This window comes from Lentzea flaviverrucosa (assembly GCF_003350445.1).
GTDB lineage: Bacteria > Actinomycetota > Actinomycetes > Mycobacteriales > Pseudonocardiaceae > Lentzea > Lentzea californiensis.
In genome coordinates, this window is the sequence record NZ_QQAU01000004.1 from 526,957 (window position 1) to 550,969 (window position 24,013).

The following is a 24,013-nucleotide window of genomic DNA, read 5'->3' on the forward strand; positions in this document are numbered from 1 at the left end:
CACTATCCTGGTCTTATGACCGCTTCGAAGTTGATGCCGCTGGCCATCGGCCTGTTCGCCGTGGGCGTACTGGCGATCATCGTGGTCTTCGCGCTGTTCCTCGCCGGCCACAGCGACCTGCCGGTGGCGCTGAACGTCGCGGCCACCTACCTGCCCGCGATCGGGCTGGGCCTCGGGATCATCGCGGTGGTCAGGAAAGCACGCCAGAAGAAGTCCTGAGCCACTCCGGGAACTCGCGCAGGTCCTCCAGCACGACCGCGGCGCCCGCCTCCGTGAGCTCGGCACGCGAGCACGGCCCCGTGACGACGCCGACGCCCAGTGCTCCGGCCCCGGCCGCACCCCGCATGTCGCCGACGTGATCGCCCACGTACACGGCGGCGCCGTGCAGCTTGAGCGACTCGGCCTTGCCCGTGGCCCACAGCTCGCCGTAGAGGTGGTCGACCTCCCAGCCCATCGCCTCGAGGTGCAGCGCGGCGTTCTTGCGGTACTTGCCGGTGACGACCATGGTGCTGCCGCCCAGTTCCCGCACGCACTGCAGGGCCATCGCCGCTCCCGGCAGCGCGACGGTCGACGGGATCACGACCTCCGGGTACAGCGCGCGGAAGAGCGACACCAGGTCCGGGACCTCCTCCTCGGGCACACCCATCTCGCGGTAGATCATGTCGAGGGGCGGGCCGAGGTTCGACGCGAACTTCTCGCCGTCGAGGGCGTAGCCGGTGCGGGCGCCCACCTCGTTCATCACCGCGGCCATTCCCGGTCGCGGGTCGATGAGGGTCATGTCCAGGTCGAAACCCACGGTGAACGGCACAGAACCCCACTTTACGTCTTTACAAGAACCATAACTGTGTAAAGCTGAGGTGGTGAGCGACATCACCGAGCTCTTGCTGGACGCGGCTGCCGACCTGCTGGCCGCCCGAGGCTTCCACGGGTTGCGCATGATCGAGGTCGCCGGCCGCGCCGGCGTGAGCAGACAGACCGTCTACAACGAGTTCGGCAACAAGGAGGGGCTCGTCCAGGCCGTCGCGGTCCACAAGACGGAGGAGTACCTGACCGGAATCGCGACCCGGCTCCAGGACGACCCCGACCCGTGGGAGGCGATGCGGTCGGCGTTCCGCTTCACCTTCGAGCAGACCGAGAAGGACCGGCTGGTCTCGGCCGTGCTGACCGGGCAGAACGCCGAGGACCTGCTGCCGTTCATCACGATCCGCGGCCACCCGATCCTGTTCCACGCGACCGAGGTCGTCGAACAGCACCTCAGCAGGCACTTCCCCGGCCGCCACGTGCGGTTCACGGCGGAGACGACCGTGCGGCTCGCGCTGAGCCACCTGCTGATGCCGAGCGGCGACCTGGACGGCGCGATGGACGCCGTCGTCAGGGTCGCCAGGGTGACGATGGACGCATGACCGAAGGCCCCTTGCTGCGTCAACCTGCGACAAGGGGCCTTTGACCTACTTGACGATGTCCGCGTAGGAGACGCCGAGCTGGCCGAGCGCGGTTTCGAGGATGCGGATGATCTCCAGCGAGTCGTTCCACGACATGTCGGAGTGCTCGATGAAACCCATCGCGACGAAGTCTTCGACCGACCGGATCTGGTGCGTGTAACCGCCGTCCTCGATCTCGTGCTCGACGCCGTTGATGACCACCTTGGTGGGGTTGTAGAACGCGTCGGGGATGTCGATGCGTCCCTCGGTGCCGACGATGGTGGCGCTGCTGCCGGTGTTCGCGGCCAGTGAGCAGCTGAGCAACGCCTGAGCGCCGTCCTCGTACCCCAGCAGGATGCCGGCGTCGGCGTCCACTCCGGTCGGTGCGATGCTGCCGTGCGCGTGGATGTGCGTTGGCACGCCTAGGAGTTGGTGCGCGAGCGAGACCGGGTAGACACCGAGGTCGAGGATCGAGCCACCGCCCGCTTCCTTGGCCCACAGGCGGTCGGCCGCGTCGAAGGTGTGCCGGAACCCGAAGTCCGCGCGGATCAGCCGCACGTCACCGATCTCACCGTCGTCGACGGCCTGCGCGATCTTCTGGATCAACGGGTTGAAGCGCGTCCACATGGCCTCCATGAGGAACAGCTGCTTCGACCTCGCCCGTTCGACCATCTCCTCGGCCTGCGCGACCGTCAGCGCGAGGGCTTTCTCGCACAGCACGTTCTTGCCGGCGTCGAGCGCGGCGAGCACGACCTCGTGGTGCTGGCCGTGCGGAGTGGCGACGTAGACGACGTCGACGTCCGGGTCGGCGAGCAGGTCGCGGTAGTCGCCGTACGCACGCTCGATGCCGAAGTGCTCAGCGAACTTCTGGGCCTTCGTGATGTCACGCGAGGACACCGCGAGCACCGTGACCCCCGCCTTCAGCATGTCGGCCGTCACGGCATGCGCGATTCCGCCCGTTGCGATCACACCCCAAGTCATGGCTTGAGCTTAGATGGAGGCATGCGCCTCATCCTGAACGTGATCTGGCTGGTGCTCGCCGGTTTCTGGATGGCCGTCGGCTACGCGGTCGCCGGCGTCATCTGCTGCATCCTGATCATCACGATCCCGTGGGGCATCGCGTCGTTCCGGATCGCGAACTACGCCCTGTGGCCGTTCGGCCGCGAGGTCGTGGACAAGCCGGGCGCGGGCACCGGATCACTGCTCGGCAACGTCATCTGGATCGTCGTCGCCGGCATCTGGCTCGCGATCGGCCACATCGTCACCGGCATCGCGCTGTGCGTGACGATCATCGGCATCCCGCTCGGCGTCGCGAACTTCAAGCTGGTGAAGGTCTCGCTGGTGCCGCTGGGCAAGGAGATCGTCGAGGTCCCGTGAGCACTCAGGTCTCACCGTCCGACAGCTCGTGCAGGCACAGGACGTTGCCCTCGGTGTCGTGGAACCAGGCGGCGCGCTCGGTGCCCATGACCGCGATGTGGTTCGTGGTCTTGAAGTCGGGCAGGTCGTAGTCCTCGAAGCGCACGCCCCTGCCTTCGAGCTCCGCGATCTCGCCCTCCAGATCGGGCACCTCGAAGCTCAGCACCGTGTGCCCGCTCTGCGCGCCCTTCCCGGCGGGCCTCAGGCCCAGCGCGTCGCCCTGGCCGAGCGCGAAGATCCGCGTGCCGTCCCCGGCCGTGGTGATGGGCTTGAGGCCGAGCATGTCGGCGTAGAAGCGGCCGGCGCGCTCGGGGTCTTCGACGGGCAGCATCGTCGTGGTCCTGGTGGCGGTGAGCATGCGCGCCTCCTTCGGCGGAATGCACTGATGCTGCGCCGGTCACACCTCCGCTCACCAGGGTCTTTAAGCCTCATCGCCCTGTAGCGCGGCGACCACGTTCCGTCCGCTCAGGCGTGCGTCGCGCCGTCTTCGAGACCGAGCAGCTCCACCGACTTCGCCCGCATCTCCACCTTGCGGATCTTGCCGGTGACCGTCATCGGGAACTCGTCCACCACGTGCACGTAGCGCGGGATCTTGTAGTGGGCGAGCTTGCCGGCGCAGAACTCCCGGACGGCCTCGGCGGTCAGCCCCGCAACGCCCTCGCGCAGGCGCACCCAGGCCATCAGCTCCTCGCCGTACCGGGTGTCCGGCACGCCGACGACCTGGGCGTCGAGCACGTCGGGGTGCGTGTAGAGGAACTCCTCGATCTCGCGCGGGTAGATGTTCTCGCCGCCGCGGATGACCATGTCCTTGATGCGGCCGGTGATGTTCACGTAGTCGTCGTCGTCCATCACCGCGAGGTCGCCCGTGTGCATCCAGCCGGCGCTGTCCACGGCTTCGGCGGTCTTCTCCGGCTCGTTCCAGTAGCCGAGCATCACCGAGTAGCCGCGCGTGCACAGCTCCCCCGGCTCACCGCGCGGCACCGTGCGGCCCGTGTCCGGGTCGACGATCTTGACCTCGAGGTGCGGGCCGACCCTGCCGACCGTCCCGACGCGACGGTCGAGGGAGTCGTCCACGCGCGTCTGCGTCGACACCGGCGAGGTTTCGGTCATGCCGTAGCAGATCGAGACCTCGCGCATGCCCATGCGATCGACGACCTGCTTCATCACCTCGACCGGGCACGGCGAGCCCGCCATGATGCCGGTGCGCAGGCTGCTCAGGTCGTAGCCGTCGATCAGGTCGAGCATCGCGATGAACATCGTCGGCACGCCGTACAACGACGTGCAGCGCTCTTCCTGAACGGCCGCAAGGGTTTTCGCCGGGTCGAACGCGGGCGCCGGGATCACGACGCACGCGCCGTGACTGGTGGCGGCGAGGTTGCCCATGACCATGCCGAAGCAGTGGTAGAACGGCGGCACCACGCAGATGCGGTCGTGCTCGGTGTAGTTGATCAGCTCGCCGACGAAGTAGCCGTTGTTGAGGATGTTGTGGTGCGAGAGCGTGGCGCCCTTGGGGAAGCCCGTGGTGCCGGACGTGTACTGGATGTTGATCGGGTCGTCGCGGTCCAGCTCGACGTCCGGAACTTCCTCACCGGTCCACTGTGGATCGTCGACGTACACGACGTGGCGGAGCCCGGGACAGCGCGGCCGGACCTCCTCGATCATCGCCGCGTAGTCCGACGTCTTGAACGACCGGGCGGACACCAGCGTGTGGATGCCCGCCTGGTTCAGCACGTACTCCAGCTCGCTCACCCGGTAGGCCGGGTTGACGTTGACCAGGATCGCACCGATCCGGGCCGTCGCGTACTGCACGAACACCCACTCGGCGCGGTTCGGCGCCCAGATCCCGACCCGGTCGCCCTTGCGGACGCCCAGCGAGTGCAGCCCGGCGGCGGCGCGGGAGACCTCCTGCGCGAGCTCCGCGTACGTCCAACGTCGATCTGTTGCTTTGTCGACAAGTGCCTCACGGTCGCCGAAGCGCGCGACGGTCGCCGCGAGGTTCGCGTGGATCGTGTCGCCCAGCAGCGGGGCGCCGGACGTGCCCGAGGAGTAGCTGGCGGTCATCCCCCAGACGGTAGTCAGGCCTCGGCGTATGGCAAGGGCACGACCAGGCACGGACCGCCGCTGTAGAGACCCGCGTCGATCGCCAGCACCTTGTCGCCGGCGTAGACGAGGGGCCCGTCGATCTGGTCCGGCGGCACCCCCAGCTGGTCGGCGATGACGCTGTGCCCGTGCACGATCGTGCTGCCGCCGAGGGTCGCGAGCAGCTCGTCCGCGATTTCGGGACCCTGCGGACCCCGGAACGCGTACCGGGTCGTCATCTTGCGCCAGCACTCCCACCAGTCGACGAGGTCGTCGCCCTTGAGCACGTGCCGGACGGCCTCGTTGACCTCTTCGATCGAGGACCCCCATTCGAGGTAGGCCGCCGTGTCGGAGTGCATCAGCAGGTGGTCGTCGCGCAGCTTCAGCACCGGCCGGTTCGTCAGCCACTCGACGTGCTCGTCGGTCAGCCGGTCCTGGTCGCTGCGCAGCCCGCCGTTGAGCAGCCAGCTGCGCGCGAACGACCGCGGCCCCATGCTGTCCGGCACCTGCTCGTCGCCGAACCGGTACATGCCGAGCAGCAGCACCTCGTGGTTGCCGATCAACGAGCTGACCGTGCCACCGGCCTCCGCGGCCTCCTCGCCGAGGCGCATGACCAGGTCGATCACGCCCACGCCGTCGGGCCCGCGGTCCACGAAGTCGCCGAGGAACCACAGTTCGGCCTCGCCACCCGTCCAGTGACCGTCCTCGTCGCACAGCTCCGCGACGTGCAGGGCCCTGGTCAGTTCTGCGAGGTGCCCGTGCACGTCACCCACGACGTACATCGGGCGTCGATCCGTGTCCACCTCCGCGACGATAGGTGATGAACCCTCGCGCGTCAGTGGTCAGTCCAGTCGCCGAACGGGTCCGCAGAGTGACCGACGAGGTCCGCGATCGACTTCAGCACGCGCGTCGGCCGGTACGGGAACATCTCGGCGGACTCGGCGGTGAAGACCCCGGACAGCACGAGGATGGTCGACAGGCCCGCTTCCAGGCCCGAGCGCACGTCGGTGTCCATGCGGTCACCGATCATCAGCGCCTGCTCCGAGTGCGAGCCCAGGGTGCGCAGGGCCGAGCGCATCATCAACGGGTTCGGCTTGCCGACGTAATACGGCTCACGGCCGGTGGCGCGCTCGATCAGCGCCGCCACGGCGCCGGTCGCGGGCAGCGAGCCCTCGCGCGACGGGCCGGTCGCGTCGGGGTTGGTCGCGATGAACTTCGCGCCCTCCTCGACCAGGCGGATGGCCTTGGTGATCGCGGTGAAGCTGTACGTGCGGGTCTCGCCGAGCACGACGTAGTCCGGGTCGCGGTCGGTCAGCACGTAGCCGATCTCGTGCAGCGCCGTGGTGAGGCCGGCCTCGCCGATGACGAACGCCGAGCCGTTCGGGCGCTGCGAGTCGAGGAACTTCGCCGTGGCCAGCGCGGACGTCCAGATGGACTTCTCGGGGATGTCGAGGCCCGTGCGCTGCAGGCGCGCACGCAGGTCCCGTGGCGTGTAGATGGAGTTGTTCGTGAGCACGAGGAACGGGGTCTCCGACGCCCGCAGCTCCGCGACGAACTCGTCCGCTCCCGGGATCAGGTGCTCCTCGTGCACGAGGACGCCGTCCATGTCCATCAAGTAGTGCCACATGGGTCTAAGTATCGATCACGCGCTTGCGAAACGTCTCGGTCTGGAGCTTGAGATAACGCTCGATCACCTGAAGTTCGTCCTCGTCGAAGTGGCCCAGGACCTCGACCAGGCTGTCCCGGGCCTTCTCGAACGGTTCGCCGAACTTGTCCACGTCGCCCACCGTGACCTCGACCAGGACCTTGCGGCGGTCGTGAGGGTCACGGACACGACGGACATATCCGGCACGCTCCAGGCGGTCGATCACGCCCGTGACCGCCCCGGTGGAGAGACCGGACAGATCGGCGATCCGGCCCGCGGTGAGCGGTCCGTCCGCCCGCATGGCGAGATCGAGGCACTTCTCGTCCGTCGCGGACAGGCCCATCTGCTCGGCGACCCGAGCGTGGAACATGACGGTGAGCGCGCTCTGCTCCCGCATGTACCAGGTGAACCTCTCCAGCACTTCAGGTTCCATGTTGAACATCTTAGCGGCTAAGACATTTCGTTGTCAGAGTGCTCCAAACGGGCGGAAGGTGAGAAACCTCGTTTGTGGAGTCACCTACAAGGAGTTGTTCATTAAGCTAAATAAGGTGACAGCAGTCGAGTTGGGCCTACCCATCGTGCGCGGTACGCCGGACGTGTCCGCACGTCCGGACTCGCCGCTGCTCGTCGACAGGTTCGGGCGGGTGGCGAAGGACCTCCGGGTCTCGCTGACCGACCGGTGCAACCTGCGCTGCACCTACTGCATGCCCGCCGAGGGCCTCGACTGGCTGCAGAAGGACGAGCTGCTCACCGACGCCGAGCTGATCCGGCTCATGCGCATCGCCGTGGTCGACCTGGGCGTGACGGACATCAGGTTCACCGGCGGCGAGCCGTTGCTGCGCCGCGGCCTGGAGCAGGTCATCGCCGCGACGGCCGAGCTCGAACCGCGCCCCCGCATGTCCATGACCTCGAACGGCATCGGCCTCTCGCGCCGCGCGCAGTCGTTGAAGGACGCCGGCCTCAACCGGATCAACGTCTCGCTCGACACCCTCGACCCGGACCGGTTCGCGACGCTGACCAGGCGCGACCGCATCACGGACGTGCTGGACGGCCTCGACGCCGCCCGCGAGGCCGGACTGGAGCCGGTGAAGGTCAACTCCGTGCTGATGCGCGGGATGAACGAGGACGAAGCCGTCCCTCTGCTGCGGTTCTGCGTCGAGAACGGCTACCAGCTGCGGTTCATCGAACAGATGCCGCTCGACGCGCAGCACGGCTGGACGCGCACGAACATGGTCACGGCCGATGAGATCCTCACGATGCTCACGACCGCGTTCACGCTGACCCCGTCGGAGGTCCCGCGCGGCGGCGCCCCGGCCGAACGCTGGCTGGTCGACGGCGGCCCCGCGGTCGTCGGCGTGATCGCGTCGGTGACCAGGCCGTTCTGCGCCGCCTGCGACCGCACCCGGCTCACCTCGGACGGCCAGATCCGCAACTGCCTGTTCAGCCAGGGCGAGACCGACCTGCGGGCACTGCTGCGCGACGGCTCCCCCGACGCCGCGATCGCCGACGCCTGGCGTGCCACGATGTGGGCCAAGGCGGCCGGTCACGGCATCAACGACGCGGGCTTCTCGCAGCCCGACCGTCCCATGAGCTCCATCGGAGGATGACAGTGACGGCCGTGAAGATCCGCTACTTCGCAGGTGCGCGGGCCGCGGCCGGGGTGGCCGACGAGGACCTGCAGCTCGACGCCTCCGAACCCACCGTGGCGCTCGTGGTCAGCACCATCGGCGAACGGCACGGCTCGAAGCTCGGCAAGGTCCTCGCGGCGTCGAGCTTCCTGCTGGACGGCGTCGCGGTGCGCGACACGTCGGTGCGCGTGCCCGCCGGTTCTCAGCTGGACGTGCTGCCGCCGTTCGCGGGCGGCTGAGCGCTCAAGAAAGCCTCGGCTCCGGCCACCACAGCACTCTGTTCGCGCACCTTCGCCAGTTCCAGTGCTTCTTTCGCGATGGCCGCGTCACCAGTCGCCTCGGCCAGCACCAGCAGCGCCTTGGACTCCATCAGCAGGTCACCGCTGTCCCGCACGTCCCGCACCAGCTCGCGTGCCAGTTCCACATCGTGTCTGGCGAGCACCAGCTGTGCCTTGTGCCGTCCCAGCGGGTAGTTGATCCGGTTCGCCAGCTCGACCGCCGCACCCAGGTCCCCCAGGACGATCAGCGCTTCGACCTCGACCCGAACGGCGGCGATCTGCCGTGCTGCTTCGAGAGCCCGTGACGCCAACGTCCGAGCGTGCTCGTCGTCACCGGTCGCCACCGCGATGTCGGCCAGGTTGACCAGCACGTTCGGCACGGGCTCCGCGGCGTTGGCCTCCTGGTAGCCGGCCAGCGCGGCCTCCAGATGCCTCCGCCCCTCCTCGTACTGCCCGAGTTCGAGGCGTGCGATGCCGATGCTCTCCCTGGCCACCGCGACCTTGATCTTGAACCCGTGTTCCTCCCCCAGCCGCACGGCCTCCTCCAAGTACCCGATCGCCTTGCGCAGTTCGGCGCGGGCACCGAGCACCGTGCCCAGGTTGAACAGCACGGTGATGTACAGAGGTGGCTCTCCCGGCGACAGGCGCAGCGCCTCTTCCAGGTCCGCGAGCGCGCCGGTGAGATCGCCGATCTCCCTCTTCACCGAGCCCATGTTGCTGAGCAGGACCGCTCTCATGAAGTCGGACGTGGCCAGGTCCGCGGCCCGGCCGAACGCCTCCAGCGCGTCGCTGTACGCACCTCGGATCAAGTGGAGCTGGCCGCGCCCGTTGAGCATCGCGATCTCACCATCGACATCACCCGCGGCACGCGCCGACGCGAGACCGGCGGCCAGCACCACGTCCAACTCGGGCCGGTAGGCGCCGTAGACGAGGTAGCCGCGCAACGAGTCGGCGAGATGGCTCGCGAACGGATGCGGCGCTGCCGCCACCGCCGCCACGAGCGTCGAACGCTTCGCGTCGAGCCACTCCTGTGCCTCCTCGGAGTTCGCGAACCTGCGACCGGTCACATCCAACGGCAGCGGGTCGAGCCGCTTGATCGGGGTGGCGGCGAGGTCACTGGCATGGCGCGCGGTGTCCAGGTAGAAGGACAGCAGCCGGCGCACTGCGGGTGGCCCCTCCGCACCCACCTGTTCGGAGGCGAAGAGCCGGATCAGGTCGTGCAGGTGGAACCGTTCTCCTGCCTGCTGGACGAGGCCGGCCCGCACCAGCACGCCCACGAGTTCCGCACTGTCCTCAAGGGACGACTCGGCGAGCACGGCGGTGTCCGGCAGGTCGAAGTCGCCGCCGGGATGGACGCTGAGCAGACCGAACAGGCGGCGCGCATCGTCCGGCAAAGCTTTGAAGGACAAGTCGAACGCGGCCCGTACTGCCGCGTCGCCCTCGATCTCCAGCGCGTCCAGCCTGCCATCGCCGCGCAGGTCTGCGAGGTAGTCGGGCAGGAGGCGATCGGCGAGGTGCGCGCCCGCGATCCGCAGCGCGAGCGGCAGGTTTGCGCACAATCTGATCAGTTCGGCGCGGTCCTCCGGCGAGCCGCCGATCTTCATCCGGTCGAGCAGCGCGCCCGCCTCGTCGTCGGCCAGCACGTCCAGCCTGACCTGACCGGCCAGCTCGTTGCGGCTTGTCACGATGGCCGTGCAACCCTCGACGCCCGGCACGAGCGGACCCACCTCCGTCGCATTGTCCAGCACCACCAGCACGCGGCGGCCGCGCAGCTTCGACCGGTAGAGCTCTACCTGCTCCTCGCGGTCGAGCGGGACCTTCGCGGGCGGCACGCCGAGGGCACGCAGGAACCGGCCGAGCGCCTGCTCGACGGTGACCGCCGGTCCTGTCGCGAACCCGCGCAGGTTGACGTGCAGCTGACCGTCGGGGAACCGGTCGCGGATCCTGTGCGCGAGCCTGATCGCGAGCGAGGTCTTGCCGACGCCCGGTGGGCCGGTGATCACGACGACCGGTGCGTCCATCGCGGACAGCGCGGCGAGTTCCGCTTCCCTGCCCACGAAGTCCGGCAGGTCGGCGGGCAGCTGCGACGGGCCGGGCGCACGCGCCACGAGCCGGTAGCCGGAGACGTCCGTGACGATCTCGTCCTCGGTCGACTGCCGCAGCCGGCGCATCAGTGTGCGGAGCGCGGGAAGAGGCTTGGCGGGCGGCTCGTCACCCCAGACCGCCTGGACGAGATCCCCGAACAGCACAGGTTCTCCCGCACGCGCGGCCAGAGCCCGGTGCAACGCCACCAACCGCGATTCTCCGTTCACAAGGGGCGATCGTAGAACCGACCGGGAGAGCGGACGACGAGCGGTTCCGAGGGGCGTTCCGGCGAGTCCGCCCGGCCGTCCCTCAACCGTGCGGAGCGTGTCTCCGACACCCGGAACACCGTGAGCCACGCCTCACTTTCCGTAATAGTTTTCGACTGATCTCAGAATGGAAACGGACCGGTAACGACACCTTTGAGCTGCGTGTTTGTGGACGTGACACAACGACACAAACCGTTACCGTGATGCGCGTCACACGCGGAAACCTTTGGTGAGGCCGCCATCGGTTACGTACGGTCGCTTCTCGGCTGGCCCGAACCAGCTACGAGCACGACCGGAGGACCAGCACCGAACCCAGTCCGAGGGTTCTCCGGAACACACCCCGAGCGAGAGAAACCGCCGGACTGGGACGCAGGAACGCACCGGGCCCCGAACCCGAGTTCCTGATCGGAGGTGCGGTGGACCGAGAGGCACATGGTTTTCAACCGAGGCAACAAGGGCAAGCAGAGTTCCGCAGCTCGCACTATCGCCAAGGTCGCGGTCGCCGGCATCATCGCCGGTGCCCCTCTGGGCTTGGCCGTTGGCACCGCCAACGCCGCCCCTGGAATGGACTGGGACGCACTCGCGCAGTGTGAAGCCAGTGGCAACTGGGCCGCCAACACCGGTAACGGGTACTACGGCGGCCTGCAGTTCACTCAGCAGACGTGGAACGGCTACGGCGGCCAGGGCAACCCGGCCAACGCCTCGCGCGAGCAGCAGATCGCTGTCGCCGAGCGCGTGCTCGCCGGCCAGGGCCGCAACGCCTGGCCTGCCTGCAGCGCCAAGCTGGGCAACTACACCGGCCAGGCCCCCAAGAAGGCCACCCCTGCCCCGCAGCAGCGCAAGGCGCAGCCGCAGCAGCGCCAGGCCGCCGCTCCGGTGCAGCAGGCACCGGTCGTGCAGCTCGAGGGCTCGAAGACGAACCCGAGCGGCAACTACGAGATCAAGGCAGGCGACACCCTGTCGAAGATCGCGGACGCCAACAAGGTCGCAGGCGGCTACCAGGCCATCGTGGAGAAGAACAAGGGCTTCGTCACGAACCCGGACCTGATCTTCCCGGGCCACAAGATCCTGATCTGAGCCTCGCAGGCTCGGACCGATCTTGATCGGTCGCACGAACGCCGGCCCGTAGACGTGGGCTGACACAGGACCAGGGATCTCACCGTTACCCCCCGACGGTGAGGTCCCTGCCTGCATTTCCGGGGTGGGGCAGGCCCACAGCGGGCCGGGCAGGCAGCCCCGCGCGGCGCCAACCGGCGCCCGCCACCGCAAAGCAACTACCCACGAGTCCTGGCGTGGCGATGCGAAGCGAGCCGTCTGAACCTGACGGGCTGGGTTAGCGGTTCAGGCCCTTCAAGGCGATTGGGGCTTTACCTTGAGTGGGCGGGATGCTCCCCTCAAGGGCACGGCCGGGCGCTTTTCAGCCCGGCCTCTTCCCGGAACGCGACCAACCCCGCTGGAACCGCCGCCAGCATTCGCAAGGCGACCCCTCAGCCGGTACCGGCGCCGACCACCGCAACCCGCCCCCCGCGGTGCCCACCGGCGCCAGCCAACGCAAGCCGACCCGCTCAGCCAGGCTCAGAACTCAGGGACAGTTCACCCACTCGTCCTCGCCCCCCGGAAAGACCTGCCTCTTCCACACAGGCAACCGAGCCTTGACCTCGTCCACCAGGTCAGCACAAAGGGAGAACGCCTCCCCCCGATGCTCAGCGGCCACAGCACAGGCCAGCGCCACATCACCGATCTTCAACGGCCCGACCCGGTGCGAGACAGCGATCCCGTGCACCCCGGAGTACTTGGCAGCCAAGGAGGAAACCACCTCGGCCACGACGTCCGAAGCCGAGGGGTGCGAGTGGTACTCCAACTCCAGCACCGCCCGCCCACCGTCGTGATCCCGCACGACGCCGGAGAAGGTGACCACGGCACCTGCCCGGTCAGACCCGACCAGGGCCGCGTGCTCCTCCACCGACAAGGGCTCCTCGGTCACGACGGCCCGCAGCACCACGCTCATTTGTGGTCACCTCCACGCAGTTGGTCGAGCGCATGCTCCAGCACGCTCGACAACACCTCCAGCCCGTCCCGCACCCCGCCGGTCGACCCGGGCAGGTTCACGATCAACGTCCGCCCGGCAACGCCGGCGACGCCACGCGACAGCACGGAGCCGGGCACTCGCGGCCACCCGGACATGCGAATCACATCGGCCAGCCCGGGCACCTCGTAGTCCAGGACCGCGCGAGTCGCCTCAGGGGTCCGGTCGGTCGGGTTGATCCCGGTCCCCCCGGTCGTCACCACCAGATCAGCACCGGCGGACACCGCGGCAGACAGCGCCTCGCGCACCGGATCACCATCGGGCACCACCACCGGTGAGGAAACCGAGAACCCGCGCCCGGCGAGCCACTCGACGATCAAGGGTCCGCTGCGATCGGCGTAGACGCCGGCGGCGGCGCGGTTGGACGCGGTGATCACCACCGCCTTCACGGGCGTTCCCACAGGCCGGACTTGCCGCCTTCCTTGCGCTCCACCCGCACCGCGTCCAGGGACGCGGCGGGATCCACCGACTTCACCATGTCGTGGAGCGTCAGGCCGGCCACGGAGACCGCGGTCAGGGCCTCCATCTCCACGCCCGTGCGGTCGGTGGTGCGGACGGTGGCGGTGATCAGCACGGCGGACGGTGCCAGCGCCAGGTCGACCACCACCGACGACAACGAGATCGGGTGGCACAACGGCACGAGTTCCCAGGTGCGCTTCGCGGCCATGATGCCCGCGATCCGGGCCGTCGCCAGGGCATCGCCCTTGGGCAGGCCGTCGGCGCCCAGCAACTCAACCACTTCGGCGGTCGTGTGCAGGACCCCTGTGGCCACGGCGGTCCGGGTGGTCTGCTCCTTGCCGGAGACGTCGACCATCCGGGCCGCGCCTTGGGAGTCCAGGTGGGTGAACTGCTTGGTCATACGGCGATCGTATGCCTGGCCCACGCAAACGGCCCGTGCCGAAAGAAGTCAGTGGGCACGCTTTTCGCCCGCCGACTTCTTTCCGGCTTTGGCTTGTACTGGTGTCACAGGCCCTCAGGAAGTCGCTGCCTTGCGCACCGCTTCGGCCACGGCCGGGGCGACGGTGTTGTCGAAGACCGACGGCACGATGAACGACGCGTTGAGGCGGTCGCCGTCCACCACGTCGGCGATGGCCTGCGCGGCGGCCAGCAGCATCGCGTCCGTGATGGTGCGGGCGTGCGCGTCCAGCAGGCCGCGGAAGACGCCGGGGAACGCCAGCACGTTGTTGATCTGGTTCGGGAAGTCCGAACGGCCGGTCGCGACGACGGCGGCGTGCTGCTGGGCCTCCATCGGGTCGATCTCCGGGTCCGGGTTGGCCAGCGCGAACACGATGGCGTCCTTCGCCATGGTCGCGACCTGGTCCGCGCCGAACAGGTTCGGAGCGGAGACGCCGATGAACACGTCCGAGCCGACCAGCGCGTCGTGCAGGCGGCCGGACTCGTTGCCCTTGTTGGTCGTCGCGGCGATGGACTTCAGGTTCGAGTCCAGGCCGGGGCGGTCGCGGTGGACGATGCCGTCGACGTCCACGGCGATGATGTCGCCGGGCTCCTGGGCCTGCAGCAGGCGGATGATCGCGGAACCGGCGGCACCGACGCCGCAGACCGTGATGCGGCAGTTCTTGATGTCCTTCTTCACGACGCGCAGGGCGTTGCGCAGAGCGGCGACGACGACGATCGCGGTGCCGTGCTGGTCGTCGTGGAACACCGGGATGTCGAGCTTCTCGCGCAGGCGGGCCTCGATCTCGAAGCAGCGCGGCGCGGAGATGTCCTCGAGGTTGATGCCGCCGTACACGGGAGCGATGAGCTCGACCGCGCGGATGATCTCCTCGGTGTCCTGGGTGTCCAGGCAGACCGGCCAGGCGTCGACGCCGGCGAACTTCTTGAACAGCGCGGCCTTGCCCTCCATCACCGGCAGGGCGGCGGCGGGGCCGAGGTTGCCGAGACCGAGCACGGCCGAACCGTCGGTGACGACGGCGACGGTGTTGCGCTTGATGGTCAGGCGGCGCGCGTCGTCCGGGTTCTTGGCGATGGCCTCGCAGACGCGGGCGACACCCGGCGTGTACGCGCGGGAGAGGTCGTCACGGTTGCGCAGCGGCACCTTGGACGCGATCTCGATCTTGCCGCCGAGGTGCACGAGGAACGTGCGGTCGGACACCTTGCGGACGACGATGCCGGGCAACGTCTCCAGCGTGTCGGTGATGTCCTTGGCGTGGTTGGCGGACAGCGCGTTGCACGTGAGGTCGATGACGACGCGGTCGTTGTGCGACTCGACGACGTCGAACGCCGTGATCACACCGCCGGCGCGGCCGACGGCCGAAGTGAGGTCACCCGCGGCGCTCGCTGACGGCGGCGCCTCCAGACGAACGGTGATCGAGTAACCAGGGCCGGGGACCGGCATCGTCGTCCTCCCACGAAGTACAGCTCAAGCGGGAAACGAGCCTATCCCCGGGCCCTTTGCGGTACTCACCCGACTCGGCGAGTCTTAAGACCGGCCTGACAATCCACTCAGGACTTGTTGATCTCGGTCACCGGGTGCTTGTACGGGAGGTCCTCCGACGGCAGCGGGAACGTCACCGTGCCGAACGGGGAGAGCGCACCCTGCAGGTCACTGGTCAGTTCGGTGACGGGATGGCTGCCGTCCGCACCCTCCGGCCAGTGCGGGTCGACCCGTCCCGGGCGTCCTTTCGCCACGTTCTCCTCCTCGGTGGTGCCTGCTGACGGGCACAAGTGTGACAGAGCACGACGTCATCTCCAGAGACCCATATACCGTGGTGAGAATGTCCGGCATCACACTCGCCGACTGGCTGCGCGCCCAGGACGACGTCGCTCTCGTCGCGCTGCTGCGTGCGCGCCCCGATCTGGCAACGCCCCCACCTGCTGATATGTCCGTGCTCGCGACACGGGTCGGCACCAGGGCATCGATCGCGCGCGCCTGCGAGGACCTCGACACCTTCACGCTGACCGTGCTCGAGGCCCTGGTCGTGCAAGGTGCGGACGCCGGGCCCGTGGCGTTGCCCACACTCGCGCAGATCCTCGGTCCGGACGTGAAGCCCCGGCCGCTCAAGCAGGCGGTCGCGAGACTGAGGTCCCTCGCTCTCGCCTGGGGCGACGACGACGCGCTGTCGGTCCCGCCGCTCACGCGCGAGGCGTTCGGCGCGTATCCGGGCGGCCTGGGCCGCGCGACCGGGCAGACCTACGACCTCGGCGGCATCACCGAGGGCGAGCAGCGGGTCCTGCAGAAGCTCGCCTCCGGACCGCCCATCGGCGACACCAAGGACGCTTCCCGCGTCGTGCCGCTCGACAAGGCCGACACCCCCGTGCAACGGCTGCTCGCCCGCGGTCTGCTGCTGCGGCGCGACCCCGGCACGGTCGAGCTGCCGCGGGAGATCGCTCTCGAACTGCGCGGCGACCGCCCCCTGGGCCCGGTCCAGGTCACCGAGCCGAAGCCGAAGACCACCACGTTCCAGCAGAGCAGCGTCGACGCGACCGGTGCTGGCGAGGCCCTGGAGCTCGTCCGGCACGTCGAGAACCTCATCGCGAGCTGGTCGGCCGAACCGGCGCCGGTGCTGCGGACGGGCGGTCTGGGCGTCCGCGAGCTGCGCAAGGCCGCCAAGGACCTCGACGTCGACGAACGCCGCGCGGCGCTGCTGATCGAGCTCGTGGTCGGCGCGGACCTGGCCGCGAACACCGAGGCCGCGGAACCCGAGTGGGTGCCGACGACCAAGGCCGACGTGTGGCTCGCCGCGACCACCGAGGTCCGCTGGGCCACGCTCGCGCACGCGTGGCTCGACCTGCCGCGGCTGCCCGCGCTGATCGGCCGGCGCGACGAGAAGGACAAGCTCTTCAACCCGCTCGCGGACGAGATCCGACGTGCGCAGGCCCCGCGCGACCGGCGGTGGATCCTGGAGGCGCTCGGCGCGTTCCCCAAGGGCACCGCGTTCTCGACCGCGGCCGACCTGGCCACCGTGCTCGGCTGGCGGGCACCGCGCCGGGGCGGCCGGCAACGCGACGAACTGGTGCGCTGGACGGTCGAGGAGGGCACGGCAGTCGGCGTGCTCGCTCTCGGCGCGATCACCAGCGCGGGCCGCGTGCTGCTCGACGAGGGTGCCGGCCACGCCGCGAAGTCCCTCGGCGACGCCCTGCCCGCGCCACTGGACCACGTGCTGGTGCAGGCCGACCTCACCGTCGTCGCCCCCGGCCGCCTCGAACCGGAGCTCGCGGACGAGCTGGCACTGGTCGCCAACGTCGAGTCGGCCGGCGGCGCCACGGTCTACCGGATCAGCGAGGCCACCGTCCGGCGCGCCTTCGACGCCGGACGCACCGCCGACGAGCTGCAGGAACTCTTCAAGACCCGCTCGCGCACGCCCGTCCCGCAGTCGCTGACCTACCTGATCGACGACGCCGCGCGCCGCCACGGCAGGCTCCGCGGCGGGGCGGCGGGCTCGTTCCTGCGCTGCGACGACCCGGTGCTGATCAGCGAGGTCCTCGCGCACCCGGAGGCCACACGGCTGGAGCTGCGCCGGATCGCCCCGACCGTGCTCGTCAGCCCGTTGCCGCTGGCAGAGGTGCTGGACGGGCTGCGCTCGGCCGGGTTCGCCCCGGCCGCGGAGGGCCCGGACGGCCAGGTCCTCGACCTGCGGCCGGGCGGCCGCCGGACCACGCCGAGGCAGCGCAGTGCCCGCAAACCGGTGTCACCCGCCGTGCACGCCGACGAGCGGCTGGGTGAACTCGTCCGGCTGGTCCGCGCCGGTGATCGTGCCGCCGCGACACCACGGGGTGAACGGATCTCCGTTCCCGGGCACCTCGGTGCCGGTCCGTCCGCGACCCTGTCGTTGCTCCAGCAGGCCGCACGGGCGCGCCGCAGCGTGCTCGTGGGGTTCGTCGACTCGCACGGCACGGCGGCACAGCGCGTGATCGAGCCGCACGTCGTCGGGGGTGGCGTGCTGGAGGGCTACGACCACAGCTACGGAGAGGTGCTCAGGTTCCCACTCCATCGCATCACGTCCGCCGCGTTGGTGGACGAGGCCTGACGGTCTGTCATCCCCCTTCGGGGGTCCGCAACCACACTTGAGTGGGCGCGCCGCGACCTAGCGTCGATTGACGTGGACGTACCCGAGACACGTCCGCCATCGACCTAGGAGGACTCCACAATGGTCAGCTCAAGGTCGGCGCTCCAAGCAGCCGCCGTCTTCACAGCCCTGGCATTCGCCTTGCCGTTCTCGTCCGGCACGGCGTCGGCCGATCCGATCCCGGACACGGACCGCGCGCAAGTCGCAGCCGTTCTCGCTCACCAGACCGACACCACCGACGGGCGGGACATCGGCCTCGGCCTCGGCATCGGAATCGGCGTCGGACACCACTGTCATGACTGGGACGACGACTGGGACGAAGATTGGGACTACGACTGCCACCACGGCCACCACGGCCTGCTCGACGGCATCTTGATCGGCATCGGTGTCGGCCTGCACATCGGCTAGCCGCCGGCGAACACGACGACGAGGCGAGCGCCGTACCCGAAGGTGGCGCTCGCCTCGTTCAGTCGTGCGTGCGGTCGTACTCCGGCGGAAGGAGTATCAGCCCGCGCGGACGGACATCCACTGGCGCATCGCGTGCTCCACCAGCGTGATGAGCGTCTGCTTCGTCGACTGCCGGTTGCGCGCGTCGCAGGTCACGATCGGCACCGACTCGTCGATCGTCAGCGCTTCGCGCACGTCCTCCAGCCTGTGGTGGAGGAGGCCGTCGAAGCAGTTGACGCCGACGACGTACGGCAGCTGCCGGTCGTCGAAGAAGTCGATCGAGGCGAACGCGTCGGCCAGGCGGCGGGTGTCGACCAGCACGATGGCACCGATGGCGCCGCGTACCAGGTCGTCCCACATGAACCAGAACCGGTGCTGACCCGGTGTACCGAAGAGGTACAGGATCAGGTCGCTGTCGAGCGACACACGGCCGAAGTCCATCGCGACGGTCGTGGTGACCTTGTTGGGCGTGGCGGAGAGGTCGTCCACCCCCGCGCTGGCCTCGGTCATCACCGCCTCGGTGGTCAACGGGACGATCTCGGACACCGAGCCGACGAACGTCGTTTTGCCCACACCGAAGCCACCCGCCACCACGATCTTGGCAGACGTCGTCGGCTTCCGTGCGCCCTCGGCGCCCTGGGGACTAGAGCTTGCGAAGCCCACTGAGCACCCTCTCCAGGAATTCCATGGAAGGCCGGTCCCCCACGACCAGACCGCCCTGGTGAATCAAAACCAAACCCATGCTTGCCATGTCGCCGATCAACACCCGCACGACGCCAAGTGGCAAGCGTAGGAGTGCCGCGACCTCGGCCACCGACCGCGTGTCCACACACAGCCCGCAGATCGACCTGTGCTCGGGAAGTACTGCGGCATCCCGTTCGAGGCCCTTTTCGCTGGTCGAAATCAGCGCCTCGATAGCAAGGTCGTAGTCGGGTCGTGTGCGTCCACCGGTGCGTGTGTAAGGCCGCACCAGTGAACCCGAGTCCGCAGAAGCATTCTCCTCCGGACGCACTTGAGGCTGCGCACCGGTGCTGTACGCCGGTTGGCCGCCAGTGCTGTACACCGGATGCGGACCGGTTGTGTACGGCAGTTGCTCCGGCACGGCCTCCGGCATCTCGTGCTGGCCGAAGAGGTCCGCGCCGGGGCCACCGAACAGCCCGGAGCCGTACCCGTCTATGTCGAACCGGTTCGGCACGTCGTCGTACGGATACGACGACGAGTCGTCCACCTCACGCTGAGACATATCGCCTAGCCCTTGCCCTGTAACCCGCTCATCGTGGGGCGCGTCCTCGGTTTCCTCTGGTTCTTGGGGTATCGCGTCAGGCTCGTCGAACTGAAACCCGCCAGAAGCCCACTCCTGGTAGTTGAAGTTCCTACCGAAGCCCCGGCCTCTAGCGCCAGATCTACCAGCCATTGGTTCTCACCCCTGAACTTCAGATGAGGTCTAGCGACGGACCACGCCCTGAAGCTGCGCGCGCAGCTCAGGGGTGAGTTGTTGACCGACTCTCTCCACCAACAGCGTCATCTCGTAGGCCACGAGGCCGATGTCGCAGTTGGGTGCCGCCAGGACGGCAAGGCAAGAACCGTCACTGATCGACATGAGGAACAGGTAGCCCCGCTCCATCTCGACGACCGTCTGGTTGACCCCGCCTGCTTCGAAGCAGCGGGCAGCACCCTGGGTGAGGCTGACCAGTCCGGACGCGACCGCGGAAAGCTGCTCTGCACGGTCCCGGGGCAGGCCCTGGGATCCCGCGAGCAACAGCCCGTCCGCGGACACCACAACGGAATGTGCCACTCCGGGCACCCTCCGCACGAAGTCGGTGATAAGCCAACCAAAGCTGCCTGGCTGCGCTGCGGTCGTCACTCCTGCTCCTCGTTCTGCCGGCTCGATTGGTCACCAGCGTATGCCTCGATCAATGCGTGCCGGCCTCGCTTGACACCACTCTGCAGGCTCGACATCCGTCCGCGCACCGCGTCTGCGGTACGGGGCGGCAGCGGCGGGCGCTGCGCTGTCGACGTCAGGGACTGCGGCTTGGGTGCTGCAGATCCTGGCACGAGCTGAGCCTTCGGTGTCCGTTTCGGCAGTCCTGCCGTGGTCTTCGTATCCGGCGTCTTGTTCAACAACGCCTGAGCCGCGTGCCATCCCTCATCGGCAGGCGATTGCCAAGCCGACTCGGAAGTAGGTGCCGCCGCTGGAGTCTCCTCCACAACGGGCTCGGGTTCCACAACTCGCTCCTGCTCGGCGGGTGCGGGTACTTCCTCGGCCGCCGGCTGGACCTTCGAGCGCGGCGTGCGCACCGGAAGACCAGCGGCCGACGTGGTGGTGGGTGCCACCGCCGGTACAGGCTTGCGAGATCGGGTCGGCAGCTCCGGTTCGGGCCCGTCCGAGAGCGGCGGGATCGTCGGGGGCTCGTCGATGTACTCGACAGAGCCCTTGTCCGTCCCTCCGAGCTTCGACGAGACGTGCCCGTTGGTGGCGGCCGGTGCGTCGTCCTCGGCGGTCGCACGGACCGGCTGAGCCGTCGATGCGGACGTCTCGCTGCCCACGGCCTGGAACCACTGCGACAGGACGGCCTCGTAGATCGGGAGGCGTTCGGTCGGGGCGTCCAGGTCGTGCTCGATCTTCTTGCGCGAGGCTTCCGAGGTCCCGTTGCGGTGACCCATCCCGATGTCGAGACGACCCTCGTCCGCCGAGGCGCGCGAGATGCCGTTGGACGAGACGGGCTCGTCCTCGATCGGCGGGATCGGCACGAACTGGGTGGTCTCGTAGCCCGGCTCGAAGGAGATCTCGCCGGCCTCCTCGTTGCGGTCCTCGTAGGCCGTGAAGAGGGTGGACTCGAACGAGGTCTCCGGGTCGACCGCCGCGAGCTGGTCACGACGCCACCGCTCGGACGGCGTCGCGTCCTCGATCGGCGGGTCGCTGTACACGGGGATCGCCGTCGCGCCCGCACCGGTGTCGGTGATCGAGCTGGGCACGAAGTTGACCGGGATGCCCGGGTTGCTCGGGCTCGACTCGTCGATCCGCGGTGTGACACCGGTCGCACCGCCGAAGGCGCCGGCGATGCCGCTGGCCCTGACCGCGGTGGTGCCGATCTCCGTCGTGTGCTCGGCCGGCGGCATCGGCATCGGCATGGGCATCGCCGGTGCCGACGCGGACGGCGACATGCCGAACGCGGAGGCCAGCGAACCCGAACCGGTCGGCGGGGTCGAGACCGGTGCCTGGCCGGGGATCGCGGTGAGCGTCTCCGGCACGATCACCAGTGCCGTCGTGCCGCCCTCGATGTCCTCGTTGCCGCGCAGGCGGACCTTGATGTCGTGGCGCTTGGCGAGCCGCGCGACCACGTACAGGCCCATCCGGCGGGAGACGGCGACGTCGACGTCCGGCGGGTCGGCCAGCCGCTCGTTGGCGTCGATGATCTCCTGCTCGCCCATGCCCACGCCGCGGTCCTGGATCTCGATCGCCAGCTCGCCCTTGCGGGTCTTCGCCGTGCGAACGGTGACCTTGGTGACCGGGTCGGAGAACGCCGTGGCGTTGTCCAGCAGCTCGGCGATGAGGTGCACGAGGTCGTTGACCGCGCGGCCCTGGACCGTGAGGTCCGGGGTCTGACCGACCTGCACGCGGGCGTACTGCTCGACCTCGGAGACCGCGGCGCCGAGGACCTCGGCGGCCGGGACGGGCCGGGTCAGGCGCCGCGAGAGGTCCGTACCCGAGAGGACCAGGAGGTTCTCCGAGTTGCGGCGCATGCGGGTCGCGAGGTGGTCCAGCTCGAACAGCGAGGCCAGCTGGTCCGGGTCCTGCTCGTCCTGCTCGAGCCGGTCGATCAGGTTCAACTGGCGCTCGACCAGGGCCTGCGAACGACGTGACAGGTTGACGAACATCGCGTTGACGTTGTCACGCAGGAGGGCCTGCTGGGCGGCCAGTCGCACCGCTTCACCGTGCACCGCGTCGAACGCGCGCGCCACCTGGCCGATCTCTTCCCGCGTGTGCACCGGCACCGGTTCGACGGCGGTCTTCGCCGCGTTCTCCGGGTTGGCGTCCGCGAGGATCCGCTCGACCGCGTCGGGGAGACCGTGGTCGGCGACGTCGAGGGCCGTGCGGCGCAGCGTGCGCAGCGGGTTGAGGATCGAGCGGGCGACGAACAGCGCCATCAGCAACGCGAGCGCGAGGATCACGAGGACGACGCCGGACTCGACGTACGCCCTGGTGCGCGTGTCGCCGGCCAGGTCGTCGGTCTTGGTCTGCAGCTGCTCGACCAGCAGGTTCTCGACGTCACGCGTCAGGTTGACCGTCAGCGTGGCGGCGATGTCCCACTTCTCGGGCGTGATCTGGGTGAAGTCCTTCGCACCCGCCTGCTGGTTGATCGCCGATTCCTGCATGTCGTTCGCGTTGTCGACGATGAGACCGGTGACGGTGTCGTCGTAGATCTTGGCCTGCTCGGGCGTCGCGGACTTGCGGAAGTCGTTGCGGGCCGCTTCGAGCTCGGCGTTCGCGGCCTGCAGGGAACGCAGCTGGGCCGGCGTGAAGGCCTTGCGCTGGAAGACGTCCAGGAGGATCGCCCGCTTGAGCGACTCCTGTTCCTTGATGCGCGCGATGGCGTTCGTGGTCAGGTGCAGTCGCACCAGTTCCGGGTCGTTGATCTCGGAGATCGTCTGCTCACCGAGGCCGATGAGCGTCTCGATGGACTCCGAGTAGGTGCGCTGGACTGCCTCGGCGGGGTACTGCGTGTCGCGCACCGAGTTGCGGAGGCTGTTCAGGCGGTCGAGCTGCTTGGCCGCGACCTGGAAGCGCTCGACGGCAGCCGAGTTCAGGTCGGAGCTGAGCTCGGCGATCCGGTTGCTGAACGCCTCGCTGGTGTCGTTCACGCGGCGCAGCTGCCGTTCGAGGACGACCCTGTCGACCCTCTTGTTCGACGCGACGTAGCTGACCGACAGGTCGCGTTCGCGCTGCAGCTGCTGCACCAGGTCCGCGACCGCGGTCTCGAGGCGGATCTGGTTCGCGAGGTTGTTGAACTCCGTCGCGGCCTGGAGGTCGCTGCGGACTCGCAGACCACCCAGGGCGAGCGCACAGACCGTCGGGATGAGCAGAACGGCGAGCAGCTTCGTGCGCAACCGCCAGTTGCGCAGGCGCCAGCCCGCGGATCGGGTGGATCCGGGGCCGGTGTCGTGCTTCACCGGGTCCGGTGTCACGTTCATCGGTCCGTTACCCAGCGCAGCCAGTCCGTCACCCGATTCGGGCCTTTCGGAGCGTGTGGTGTCACCCACGCCAAACTGGCTGGGACCTCTCTCACGTCGGGCCACTCTGGGCTTCCTCTTCCAGCAGCAGTGTCCCGGTCTCTCCCCAGGACCGAGCATGGACTCGTCAAACGGGCCGAATTGCAGCACAGAGGTCGTTCGCCCGGTGAGGCGCCCTACCCCGTCTGAAGACACGTCGGTCTACTACGACCAGTGCCACCCGAGCCGGAAGGGTAATGGTCACCCCCACCCCGGGGGAAGTCTCCAGAAGCACTCACCGTATCGGGATGGGGTGTCGTTTCATACGTTCAGGTGGTTAACATCCCCGGTTGTCGGCATGCTTCGCCTCCGTCGGAACGCCCAGTTGGGGCTGCGGAGGACCCGGTCTGTAACGACACTCACT

Annotated in this window: 25 protein-coding genes; 8 read left to right on the top strand and 17 right to left on the bottom strand. The window is 68.7% G+C overall.

Annotated features, from left to right (window positions below; translation table 11 throughout):
- Window positions 1-15 precede the first annotated feature (15 nt).
- Complete coding sequence (locus DFR72_RS16195) at window positions 16-219, top strand: hypothetical protein (RefSeq protein ID WP_245983022.1); 204 nt, start codon at window positions 16-18, stop codon at window positions 217-219.
- Here DFR72_RS16195 and DFR72_RS16200 read toward each other — a convergent pair.
- Entirely contained in the window at window positions 191-808 is a 618-nt protein-coding gene (locus DFR72_RS16200; protein WP_090065363.1) for an HAD family hydrolase, read from the bottom strand. The genes DFR72_RS16195 and DFR72_RS16200 overlap by 29 nt on opposite strands.
- A 52-nt stretch (window positions 809-860) precedes the next feature.
- Here DFR72_RS16200 and DFR72_RS16205 point away from each other — a divergent pair, with 52 nt between their 5' ends.
- Window positions 861-1,403 (top strand): TetR/AcrR family transcriptional regulator, encoded by a 543-nt coding sequence (locus DFR72_RS16205; protein ID WP_143086696.1) that lies wholly within the window; start codon window positions 861-863, stop codon window positions 1,401-1,403.
- A gap of 45 nt (window positions 1,404-1,448) precedes the next feature.
- Here the strand turns inward: DFR72_RS16205 and DFR72_RS16210 are convergent, their stop codons facing one another.
- Entirely contained in the window at window positions 1,449-2,402 is a 954-nt protein-coding gene (locus DFR72_RS16210) for a Gfo/Idh/MocA family protein (protein WP_090065361.1), read from the bottom strand.
- 21 nt (window positions 2,403-2,423) lie between these two features.
- On the opposite strand from DFR72_RS16210, the gene DFR72_RS16215 reads away from it, so the two are divergent.
- A complete protein-coding gene (locus DFR72_RS16215) occupies window positions 2,424-2,798 on the top strand; it encodes a YccF domain-containing protein (RefSeq protein WP_090065360.1) in 375 nt (124 codons plus the stop codon).
- Window positions 2,799-2,802: 4 nt separating this feature from the next.
- Here the strand turns inward: DFR72_RS16215 and DFR72_RS16220 are convergent, their stop codons facing one another.
- From DFR72_RS16220 to DFR72_RS16240, 5 genes are all read right to left on the bottom strand, one after another.
- On the bottom strand, window positions 2,803-3,195 hold the full coding sequence (locus DFR72_RS16220) for a VOC family protein (protein WP_090065359.1): 393 nt from the start codon (window positions 3,193-3,195) through the stop codon (window positions 2,803-2,805).
- A 107-nt stretch (window positions 3,196-3,302) separates the two neighbouring features.
- Window positions 3,303-4,898, bottom strand: coding sequence for an AMP-binding protein (locus tag DFR72_RS16225; protein WP_090065358.1), 1,596 nt, complete (start codon window positions 4,896-4,898; stop codon window positions 3,303-3,305).
- A 14-nt stretch (window positions 4,899-4,912) separates the two neighbouring features.
- Window positions 4,913-5,698 (bottom strand): metallophosphoesterase, encoded by a 786-nt coding sequence (locus tag DFR72_RS16230; RefSeq protein ID WP_090065357.1) that lies wholly within the window; start codon window positions 5,696-5,698, stop codon window positions 4,913-4,915.
- A 53-nt stretch (window positions 5,699-5,751) separates the two neighbouring features.
- Window positions 5,752-6,543 (bottom strand): HAD-IIA family hydrolase, encoded by a 792-nt coding sequence (locus DFR72_RS16235; RefSeq protein WP_245983024.1) that lies wholly within the window; start codon window positions 6,541-6,543, stop codon window positions 5,752-5,754.
- Window positions 6,544-6,547: 4 nt separating this feature from the next.
- On the bottom strand, window positions 6,548-6,994 hold the full coding sequence (locus DFR72_RS16240) for a MarR family winged helix-turn-helix transcriptional regulator (protein WP_090065356.1): 447 nt from the start codon (window positions 6,992-6,994) through the stop codon (window positions 6,548-6,550).
- Between the two features lie 115 nt (window positions 6,995-7,109).
- Here DFR72_RS16240 and moaA point away from each other — a divergent pair, with 115 nt between their 5' ends.
- Window positions 7,110-8,168 (top strand): GTP 3',8-cyclase MoaA, encoded by a 1,059-nt coding sequence (moaA, locus tag DFR72_RS16245; protein WP_245983026.1) that lies wholly within the window; start codon window positions 7,110-7,112, stop codon window positions 8,166-8,168.
- A complete protein-coding gene (locus DFR72_RS16250; protein WP_090014830.1) occupies window positions 8,165-8,428 on the top strand; it encodes a MoaD/ThiS family protein in 264 nt (87 codons plus the stop codon). The genes moaA and DFR72_RS16250 overlap by 4 nt, the downstream gene beginning before the upstream one ends.
- Here the strand turns inward: DFR72_RS16250 and DFR72_RS16255 are convergent.
- Window positions 8,392-10,779: an ATP-binding protein gene (locus DFR72_RS16255; protein ID WP_090065354.1), complete on the bottom strand. Its 2,388-nt coding sequence runs from the start codon at window positions 10,777-10,779 to the stop codon at window positions 8,392-8,394. The genes DFR72_RS16250 and DFR72_RS16255 overlap by 37 nt on opposite strands.
- A gap of 471 nt (window positions 10,780-11,250) precedes the next feature.
- Here DFR72_RS16255 and DFR72_RS16260 point away from each other — a divergent pair, with 471 nt between their 5' ends.
- Window positions 11,251-11,895 (top strand): transglycosylase family protein, encoded by a 645-nt coding sequence (locus tag DFR72_RS16260; protein ID WP_090065799.1) that lies wholly within the window; start codon window positions 11,251-11,253, stop codon window positions 11,893-11,895.
- Between the two features lie 505 nt (window positions 11,896-12,400).
- On the opposite strand, the gene DFR72_RS16265 is transcribed toward DFR72_RS16260, so the two are convergent.
- The 5 genes from DFR72_RS16265 to DFR72_RS16285 all read right to left on the bottom strand — a co-directional run bounded on the left by DFR72_RS16265 (window position 12,401) and on the right by DFR72_RS16285 (window position 15,553).
- Window positions 12,401-12,826 carry a molybdenum cofactor biosynthesis protein MoaE gene (locus DFR72_RS16265; RefSeq protein WP_090065353.1) on the bottom strand — a complete coding sequence of 142 codons (426 nt, stop codon included), beginning with the start codon at window positions 12,824-12,826 and terminating at the stop codon, window positions 12,401-12,403.
- Complete coding sequence (locus DFR72_RS16270; protein ID WP_245983027.1) at window positions 12,823-13,284, bottom strand: MogA/MoaB family molybdenum cofactor biosynthesis protein; 462 nt, start codon at window positions 13,282-13,284, stop codon at window positions 12,823-12,825. The genes DFR72_RS16265 and DFR72_RS16270 overlap by 4 nt, the downstream gene beginning before the upstream one ends.
- A gap of 5 nt (window positions 13,285-13,289) precedes the next feature.
- Window positions 13,290-13,763 (bottom strand): cyclic pyranopterin monophosphate synthase MoaC, encoded by a 474-nt coding sequence (gene moaC, locus DFR72_RS16275; protein WP_090065351.1) that lies wholly within the window; start codon window positions 13,761-13,763, stop codon window positions 13,290-13,292.
- A gap of 114 nt (window positions 13,764-13,877) precedes the next feature.
- A complete protein-coding gene (locus DFR72_RS16280; RefSeq protein ID WP_090065350.1) occupies window positions 13,878-15,260 on the bottom strand; it encodes an NAD-dependent malic enzyme in 1,383 nt (460 codons plus the stop codon).
- 107 nt (window positions 15,261-15,367) lie between these two features.
- Window positions 15,368-15,553 (bottom strand): hypothetical protein, encoded by a 186-nt coding sequence (locus DFR72_RS16285; RefSeq protein WP_090065798.1) that lies wholly within the window; start codon window positions 15,551-15,553, stop codon window positions 15,368-15,370.
- Window positions 15,554-15,639: 86 nt separating this feature from the next.
- Between DFR72_RS16285 and DFR72_RS16290 the strand changes: the two genes are divergently transcribed.
- Together DFR72_RS16290 and DFR72_RS16295 are read left to right on the top strand one after the other, a co-directional pair.
- On the top strand, window positions 15,640-17,892 hold the full coding sequence (locus DFR72_RS16290) for a helicase-associated domain-containing protein (RefSeq protein WP_090065349.1): 2,253 nt from the start codon (window positions 15,640-15,642) through the stop codon (window positions 17,890-17,892).
- A 120-nt stretch (window positions 17,893-18,012) separates the two neighbouring features.
- Window positions 18,013-18,339 carry a hypothetical protein gene (locus DFR72_RS16295; protein ID WP_090065348.1) on the top strand — a complete coding sequence of 109 codons (327 nt, stop codon included), beginning with the start codon at window positions 18,013-18,015 and terminating at the stop codon, window positions 18,337-18,339.
- 96 nt (window positions 18,340-18,435) lie between these two features.
- Here DFR72_RS16295 and DFR72_RS16300 read toward each other — a convergent pair whose 3' ends face one another.
- The 4 genes from DFR72_RS16300 to DFR72_RS16315 form a co-directional block, all read right to left on the bottom strand.
- Window positions 18,436-19,041, bottom strand: a complete 606-nt coding sequence (locus DFR72_RS16300; protein WP_093605474.1) for a GTP-binding protein — start codon at window positions 19,039-19,041, stop codon at window positions 18,436-18,438.
- Entirely contained in the window at window positions 19,022-19,606 is a 585-nt protein-coding gene (locus tag DFR72_RS16305; RefSeq protein WP_245983028.1) for a DUF742 domain-containing protein, read from the bottom strand. The genes DFR72_RS16300 and DFR72_RS16305 overlap by 20 nt, the downstream gene beginning before the upstream one ends.
- Window positions 19,607-19,822: 216 nt before the next feature.
- The gene (locus DFR72_RS16310; protein WP_030470879.1) at window positions 19,823-20,242 is read right to left on the bottom strand and encodes a roadblock/LC7 domain-containing protein; all 420 of its coding nucleotides are present in this window, start codon (window positions 20,240-20,242) and stop codon (window positions 19,823-19,825) included.
- Window positions 20,239-23,571 (bottom strand): sensor histidine kinase, encoded by a 3,333-nt coding sequence (locus DFR72_RS16315; RefSeq protein ID WP_245983029.1) that lies wholly within the window; start codon window positions 23,569-23,571, stop codon window positions 20,239-20,241. Before DFR72_RS16315 ends, DFR72_RS16310 begins: the two co-directional genes overlap by 4 nt.
- Window positions 23,572-24,013: the final 442 nt, after the last annotated feature.